Raw genomic sequence first — 7,765 nt, forward strand, 5'->3', positions numbered from 1 at the left:
CGGCCTTGCGTGACCTCGATCGCCGTCTCGATCATCGACAGGGTAAATCCCTTGATGCCGGCCGCGAAATGCTGAACCATCCGATCGAGGCCTTGCCGCATGCCCGCGAGACGGTCGAAAAGCTTGCCGGCGCATTCCGCCTCGTGCTGATCACCAAGGGCGACCTCTTCGATCAGGAGCGCAAGCTGGCTGGCTCTGGCCTTGGCGATCTGTTCGACGCGGTCGAGATCGTCAGTGACAAGAATGCTGCCACCTATAGCAGGATCTTCAGCCGCCACGGCGATGGTGCCGCGAAGAGCATGATGGTCGGCAACTCGCTGAAGTCGGATGTGGTACCGGCCATCGAGGCCGGCGGTTGGGGCGTCCACGTGCCGCATGAACTGACCTGGGTGCTGGAGCATGTCGAGGCGCCGGTGGCTGAAACGAGATACCGCCAGATATCCGATCTCGGACAACTGCCCGGACTGATCGAAAGCATCGTGAATGCAGGTTGATCACAGGATCCAGCTGTTTGTTTTCTGATTCCCGGACGGAAACTCCGCGCACTTTTTCTGGCTGCTCTAGCGGCCAATCAGGCGATCGATCACCGGTTGCAACCGTTCGGGCGTGATCGGCTTGGCGACCACCACGTCGATGATACCAGACAGGCCCAGACTTTCCCTGGTGCCATTCTTGGTTGACAGCAGGATTACTGGTGGCAGCGATTTGCCCGAGGCGCGGCGCAACGCGTCGATGCTGGACATCAGATTGTCGCAGTCCTTGTTGTCGGCGCCGCCGTCAAGGACAACCGCGCCGGGAATGAGCGACCGCAAGATCCTTGCCGCCGTGTCGGGAGATTCGGAAATCGGCTTGAGCCCGGATCGCTCGACGATCTTTGAAATCACCACGCGATTGATTGGCGATTTGCCGACGACAAGCACCTGCGACGGATCGCGGACCGCCTCGGTGGTTGAACCGCGGGTCACCGGATTCGGATGTCTTGGAGTCTCGCCTTCGCCATTCACCGGGCACACAAGTCGGCCAAGAAGCTCGCCCCTATTTCAATGCAGAGTTGAATCCGGAGCGCAATTGGCGTGAGATCGGAGCCTATGTCAAGTTGAAATAAAAGTGCCTGAAATCATCGCCGGAGCAGTGAATTTCAAGCAACGCTACTGTACTCAACTGTCCACAAGTGCGTTTCATAAAAAGAAAATTCACCTGCGCAGGGGCTGCGCAGGTGAAGGGCCGGTTGCATGGATTCCGGTCAGCCGTGGCGCTGCTGTGTGACGATCACCGGGATCAGCAGATCGCCCCAGTTGCCGTCGCCGCCATGATGTCGTGCCGAGCGCACGAGCTCCACCGAGACGCCCGCCTCGACCGCCTTCATCACCGACTGGTTGAGGCGGTGCAGGTCGTTGGCCAGCATGCGGATCGTCGCCTGCTGGTCGACGTTCATCGTCGTCGACTGTTCCTCGGCGCGTTCCTTGACACGGCTTATCGATGCCATTGGTCTTCTCCTTCCAAGCCCTGTTGGGCGTTTCCTCTGAGTTCTTCTGTTCGCTATTCGGCGGCCGGTTTGAACTGCGCGTGCTCTGTCGATTCATGCATGGCGGTGGTCGATGACTGGCCACCGGTGATCGCCATCGACACGGCGTCGAAATAACCGGTGCCGACTTCGCGCTGATGTTTGGTCGCGGTGTAGCCATCGGCCTCGGCCGCGAACTCCGCTTCCTGCAACTCGGAATAGGCCGCCATCTGCCGCGCCTTGTAGCCGCGCGCCAGTTCGAACATGCCGTAGTTGAGCTGGTGAAAGCCGGCGAGCGTGATGAACTGGAACTTGTAGCCCATGGCGCCGAGCTCCTTCTGGAACCTGGCGATCGTCGCGTCGTCGAGGTTCTTCTTCCAGTTGAACGAGGGCGAGCAATTGTAGGCGAGCAGCTTGTCGGGATGATGCTTGCGCACGCCCTCGGCGAATTTCCTGGCCTGCGTCAGGTCCGGCTTCGAGGTCTCGCACCAGATCAGATCCGCGTAAGGCGCATAGGCAATGGCGCGGGCGATGCAGGGCTCGATGCCGTTCCTGACATGGTAGAAGCCTTCCACCGTGCGGCCGGCGTCGTAGTCGACGAAAGGCTGGTCGCGTTCGTCGATGTCGGAGGTGAGCAGCTTGGCGGCTTCCGCATCGGTGCGCGCGACGACCAGGGTCGGCGTGCCCATCACGTCCGCCGCCAGGCGCGCGGCGTTGAGGTTGCGGATGTGCGCCGCGGTCGGGATCAGCACCTTGCCGCCGAGATGGCCGCATTTCTTTTCCGACGCCAACTGGTCCTCATAATGGACGCCGGCGGCGCCCGCCTCGATGAAGGCCTTCATGATTTCGAAGGCGTTGAGCGGTCCGCCGAAACCGGCTTCCGCGTCGGCGACGATTGGCGCGAACCATGTCTCGACCGAAAGCCCGTTGCCTTCGGACGTTTCGATCTGGTCGGCGCGCTGCAGCGTCCGGTTGATGCGCTTGACCAGTTCGGGCGCTGCATTGGCCGGATAGAGCGACTGGTCCGGATACATCGCGCCAGCCGTGTTGGCGTCGGCGGCAACCTGCCAGCCCGACAGGTAGATCGCTTTCAGCCCGGCGCGCACCTGCTGCATCGCCTGATTGCCGGACATGGCACCGAGCGCGTTGACGAAGTCCTCCTCATGGATGAGCTTCCACAGCCGGTTGGCACCCATTTCGGCGAGGCTCTGACGGATCTGCACCGAACCGCGCAGACGCTTCACATCCGCCGCGGAGTAGGGCCGTTCGATACCGTCGAAACGACCTTCCGGGGCCGATGGCACGAGGTTGTAAAAATCAGTCATTGGTCACTCCGAGGAATTGCTGAACTGTGTCAAGGCTTCAAGAATTTGGGGTCGTTGGGTTATGACTGGATTTACATTTCTGCGCGACATCAGCCACAAAAATCAGGGAAACCGACGGAATATAAGAGAAAACCTGTGTTGCGTTTGACAGAGGTGCGTTGTAAATTTGTCATTATTGTAAAAGGACCGAGCCCAGAAATTCGTGTAAATGCTGTAAAGGACAGTCCGTGGCTGACCAGAAGATTTTCGCCGGGCCGCGCATCCGCCGCATCCGCAACGCCAAGGGCCTGACGCAGACGGCGATGGCCGAGGGTCTTGGCATTTCGCCCTCCTATCTCAATCTGATCGAGCGCAACCAGCGGCCGCTGACGGTGCAGCTGATCCTCAGACTGGCCTCCGTCTACAAGGTCGATCCGCACGAGCTGCAGGGCGAGGCGAGGGGGTCGGTCGCTGCCTTGAAGGAAGTGTTCACCGATCCCCTGCTGGTCGGCGAGTTGCCGGGAGATCAGGAACTGATCGAGCTTGCCGAGGCCGCGCCCAACGCGTCCGCGGCGGTGATAAAACTGTTCCGCGCCTATCGCGAGCAGGCCGAGCGCCTGTCCGACCTAAACGAGCTATTGGCGCGCGAAGGTCGGGCGACGGCGCTTTCCGGCGCCCGCCTGCCGATCGACGAGGTGCACGAGATTTTCGAGCGCCGGCCGAACCATTTCGCTGCCCTCGAGGGGGAGGCCGCGGCGTTCACCTCGGTGCTCGATCCCGGCGACGATCTGTTCGGCGCGCTGAAGGCCTGGCTGAAGCGCGAATATGGCATCGTGGTCAAGGTGCTGCCGGTCGCCACCATGCCGAACTGGCGCCGCCGTTATGATCGTCATTCGCAGCGCCTGTTCCTGTCCGAACGCCTGTCGCCGTTCGACCAGTTGCGCGAAGTCGCGATGGAGGCCTGCCTGATCCGCATGACGGTCGCGGTCGCCGGCGAGATCCAGGCGCTCAAGCTGAGCACCGACGAGGCGCGCCGCCTGGCCCGCTTCGAACTTGGCCGTTATGCGGCGCATGCGCTGATGATGCCCTATCAGGCCTTTCACGCGGCTGCCGTGCGCGCCCGCTATGACATCGATGTCCTGCGTTCGCGCTTCGGCGTCTCCTTCGAACAGGCAGCCAACCGGCTGACCATGCTGCAGCGGCAGGGTGCCTCGGGGGTGCCGTTCTTCATGCTGGAGGTCGACAATGCAGGCAACCGCTTCCGCAAGGCCGGCAGCCAGGGCTTTCCACAAAGCCGCTTTGGCGGCGGCTGTCCCAAGCTGCCCGTGCATGTTGCCTTCACCCAACCCGGCCAGGTCTTCGTCGAGGCAGTGGAAATGCCCGACGGCGCCGAGTTCCTGTGCATCGCCCGCACACTGGAAGGGCCGCAAGGCGCATTCTCGGAACGTCCGCGCCGCACCGCGCTGCTGCTCGGTTGCGACATCGGCTTTCGGGACGAGATCGTCTATGGCGCGGCATTGCCCGGTGCGGCAATCACCGCAAAGGCCGGCAGTATTGCGGCGACGCCGGTCGGGCCTGCCTGCCGGCTTTGCGAACGCGTCGGCTGCCTGGCGCGGGCCGAGCCGCCGGTGACGCGCCCGCTCGGCCTTGACGAGATGGTGACGGGCCTGAGTGCCTTCGATTTCCAGTAACGCCGTGTCCTCTGAAATGGGGGCAAGGTGCCATAATTGTCGCCGGCCGCTGGCTCAGTTCCGGCCTGCGCCTTTGCGTTACGCGAACAGAGCATCTTTTTGTCGTCCCTTGCGCATCGTCCCGTCCACAAAAGCCCGACAGTCGCGCTCATGATCGATACCGCATCGCCGATCGTCGCATCGCCAGCCGTCTCGCCGCGCGAGGAGCGCGTCGGCATGCTTTTGGTCTTCCTGTCGGCGCTGATGTGGAGCTTCGGCGGCACCATCGCCCGCTTCATCACTGTCGGTGACAGCTGGACGGTCATTTTCTGGCGATCCGTCTGGGCAGCCGCCTTCCTGGTCTGCTTCATGGTCTGGCGTGACGGCTGGCGTGGCACGTTGAAGCTGTTCCACGACATGGGTCTGCCCGGCCTTGCCGTCGGGATCTGCTTTGCCACCGCATCGACCGCCTTCGTCGTGGCGCTGGCCTACACCACCGTCGCCAACATCCTTTTGATGCAGGCAGGCGTGCCGTTGCTGGCGGCGCTGTTTGCCTGGGCGTTGTTTCGCGAAAGGGTCGGTGTCGCCACCTGGGTGGCAATCGCCGCCGTCATCACCGGCGTCGCCATCATGGTGTCGGAATCGCTGGATGGCGCCGTCTCGCCCATAGGCGATGGGCTGGCGCTGTTGATCGCGGTCATGTTCTCGGTCGCCACCGTCATCACCCGGCGGTTTTCCGGCGTGCGCATGACGCCGGCGACGTGCCTCGGCACCATGCTCGCGGCCGGCTTTGCCGTCTCGCAGGCATCGACCTTCACCGTGTCAGTCAGCGACATGGGCTTTCTGTTTGCCTTCGGCGTGGTCAATCTCGGCCTCGGTCTCGCCTTCTTCGCCACCGGCGCACGGTTGATCCCGGCGGCCATCGCGGCTCTGCTCGGCACGTTCGAGCCGATCCTCGGCCCGATATGGGTCTGGCTCATCCATTCCGAGGTGCCGTCGGGGCGCACCATCATCGGTGGCGCGGTGGTGGTCACGGCGCTGCTCGTCCATATCGGGCTCGAATTCAAGCGCCAGGCACGGCCCGAACGCGCAGGGGTCACCGGGGTGCCGTCGCCTAATTGAAGCGGCCTGCAGCTTTGCCATTGACAACGTCGCTGCAGCACGGGCAGGCTGGGAATACGGCAACAACAAGACAGGCGTATCTTGCCAAGTCTCCCAGCCGGTCCGATCGGGACCGGACCATATCGTCGTATCTCTGCCCGCGCCACGGCGAAAGCCTATGACGGTATTGGCACGCCTCCCAGGCCGCCTCAGGGGCATCCAGCCATCTCATCGAACCGCCTGCATGGTCTCGGCAGTTCGCGCTTGTCGCCCCTTGGAAAGCTCAATAGTCTGAAGAAAATGCCGGTCGCGCTGATATCGCGACGAGCCGGTGAAGGAACACTCATCAAAGGAGAATAGCATGATCCGCAAAGCGCTCTGGCTTTCGGCAACCTCGGCATTCCTGACATTGTTCACCGTCGGCGGTCACGCCGCGGATCGTGTCGTCAACGTCTTCAACTGGTCGGACTATATCGACAGTTCGATCATCGACGATTTCACCAAGGAAACCGGCATCAAGGTCGTCTATGACACCTTCGATTCCAACGAAATCCTTGAGACCAAGCTGCTTGCCGGCGGCAGCGGCTATGACGTCGTCGTGCCCAGCGGCAATTTCCTTGCGCGCCAGATCCAGGCCGGCGTGTTCCAGAAGCTCGACAAGTCGAAACTGCCCAACATTTCCAACATGTGGGACACGGTTACCGAGCGAACCGCCAAATATGACCCCGGCAACGAATACTCGGTCAACTACATGTGGGGCACGGTTGGCATCGGCTACAACATCAAGAAGGTGCAGGCGGCGCTTGGCACTGACAAGATCGACAGCTGGGACGTCTTCTTCAATCCCGATAGCCTGGCCAAATTGAAGGACTGCGGCGTCTACGTGCTGGACTCGCCGGCAGATATCATCCCGGCGGCGTTGAAATATCTCAACCTCGACCCGAACAGCACGTCACCCGATGATATCGCCAAGGCCGAGGAGACCTTGCTCAAGGTGCGGCCTTACATCAGGAAGTTCCATTCCTCCGAATACATCAACGCGCTCGCCAACGGTGATATCTGCCTGGCGGTCGGCTGGTCGGGTGACGTGTTCCAGGCCCGCAACCGCGCGGTCGAGGCCAAGCAGGGCGTCGAAATCGGCTATTCCGTGCCGAAGGAGGGCGCGCAGATGTGGTTCGACCAGATGGCAATCCCCGCCGACGCGCCGCATGTGGCGGAGGCGCTCGAGTTCATCAACTACATGATGAAGCCGGAAGTTATCGCCAAGTCGTCGAACTACGTGCTCTACGCAAACGGCAACAAGGCTTCGCAGCAATTCGTCGACAAGGCATTGTTGGAGGATCCTTCGGTTTATCCCGATGCCGAGACCATAAAGAAGCTCTACACCGTCTCGCCATACGATCCCAAGACCCAGCGCGTCATCACGCGCACCTGGACCAAGATCGTCACTGGCCAGTAAGCAATCCGACACGGTCCCGGCAGCCACCTGCCGGGACCGTTTCTACCTGGGGCAAGAAGCAAGAAAATCAGGACGGAGTGGGATATGAAATCGCTTGGCAGCATCCGCAGGGATTTTGCACCGTGGAACGACCCGAATGCCAAGCCGTACATCCAGTTCGACAACGTCACCAAGAAGTTCGGTGACTTCACCGCCGTCAACAATCTGTCTCTGACCATCTTCGAGCGCGAGTTCTTCGCGCTGCTCGGCGCCTCCGGTTGCGGAAAGTCGACGCTGCTCAGGATGCTCGCCGGCTTCGAGGAGCCGACAGCCGGCCGCATTCTGCTTGACGGCCAGGATCTGCGTGGCATCCCGCCCTACCGGCGGCCTGTCAACATGATGTTCCAGTCCTATGCGCTGTTCCCGCATATGACGGTCGAGAACAACATCGCCTTCGGTCTCAAGCAGGACGGCATGCCGAAGCCCGAAATCGCATCGCGCGTTGCCGAGATGCTGAAGCTGGTCAAACTCGAGCAGTTCGCCAAGCGCAAGCCGCAGCAATTGTCGGGCGGCCAGCGCCAGCGCGTCGCGCTCGCCCGCGCCCTGGCGCCGGAACCGGAAGTGCTGCTGCTCGACGAACCGCTCTCCGCACTCGATCTGAAGCTGCGCCAGGCCATGCGCGACGAGCTGCGCATCCTGCAGCGCAAGACCGGCATCACCTTCGTCTTCGTCACCCACGACCAGGAAG

General features: G+C 61.9%; 8 protein-coding genes. 5 read left to right on the forward strand and 3 right to left on the reverse strand.

Going from position 1 to position 7,765, the window contains the following annotated elements; translation table 11 throughout:
* Nucleotides 1–494: HAD family hydrolase (locus EN939_RS13180; protein ID WP_206528286.1), on the forward strand; the 494-nt coding region annotated here is incomplete at its 5' end.
* Nucleotides 495–560: 66 nt separating this feature from the next.
* Here the strand turns inward: EN939_RS13180 and EN939_RS13185 are convergent.
* The 3 genes from EN939_RS13185 to aceA all read right to left on the reverse strand — a co-directional run bounded on the left by EN939_RS13185 (nt 561) and on the right by aceA (nt 2,829).
* A complete protein-coding gene (locus EN939_RS13185; RefSeq protein ID WP_236383383.1) occupies nt 561–965 on the reverse strand; it encodes a response regulator in 405 nt (134 codons plus the stop codon).
* Nucleotides 966–1,243: 278 nt separating this feature from the next.
* The gene (locus tag EN939_RS13190; protein ID WP_127268365.1) at nt 1,244–1,486 is read right to left on the reverse strand and encodes an SMc00767 family acetate metabolism repressor; all 243 of its coding nucleotides are present in this window, start codon (nt 1,484–1,486) and stop codon (nt 1,244–1,246) included.
* 53 nt (nt 1,487–1,539) lie between these two features.
* Entirely contained in the window at nt 1,540–2,829 is a 1,290-nt protein-coding gene (aceA, locus tag EN939_RS13195) for an isocitrate lyase (RefSeq protein WP_127268366.1), read from the reverse strand.
* Nucleotides 2,830–3,056: 227 nt separating this feature from the next.
* Between aceA and EN939_RS13200 the strand changes: the two genes are divergently transcribed.
* From EN939_RS13200 to EN939_RS13215, 4 genes are all read left to right on the forward strand, one after another.
* Entirely contained in the window at nt 3,057–4,499 is a 1,443-nt protein-coding gene (locus tag EN939_RS13200) for a helix-turn-helix domain-containing protein (RefSeq protein WP_127268367.1), read from the forward strand.
* Between the two features lie 150 nt (nt 4,500–4,649).
* Nucleotides 4,650–5,600, forward strand: coding sequence for a DMT family transporter (locus EN939_RS13205; RefSeq protein WP_127268368.1), 951 nt, complete (start codon nt 4,650–4,652; stop codon nt 5,598–5,600).
* A gap of 340 nt (nt 5,601–5,940) precedes the next feature.
* On the forward strand, nt 5,941–7,038 hold the full coding sequence (locus EN939_RS13210; protein WP_127268369.1) for a polyamine ABC transporter substrate-binding protein: 1,098 nt from the start codon (nt 5,941–5,943) through the stop codon (nt 7,036–7,038).
* Nucleotides 7,039–7,122: 84 nt separating this feature from the next.
* A partial coding sequence (locus EN939_RS13215) for an ABC transporter ATP-binding protein (RefSeq protein WP_164750976.1) occupies nt 7,123–7,765 on the forward strand: 643 nt, incomplete at its 3' end.

Source organism: Mesorhizobium sp. M7A.F.Ca.CA.002.05.1.1, from assembly GCF_003998335.1.
GTDB lineage: Bacteria > Pseudomonadota > Alphaproteobacteria > Rhizobiales > Rhizobiaceae > Mesorhizobium.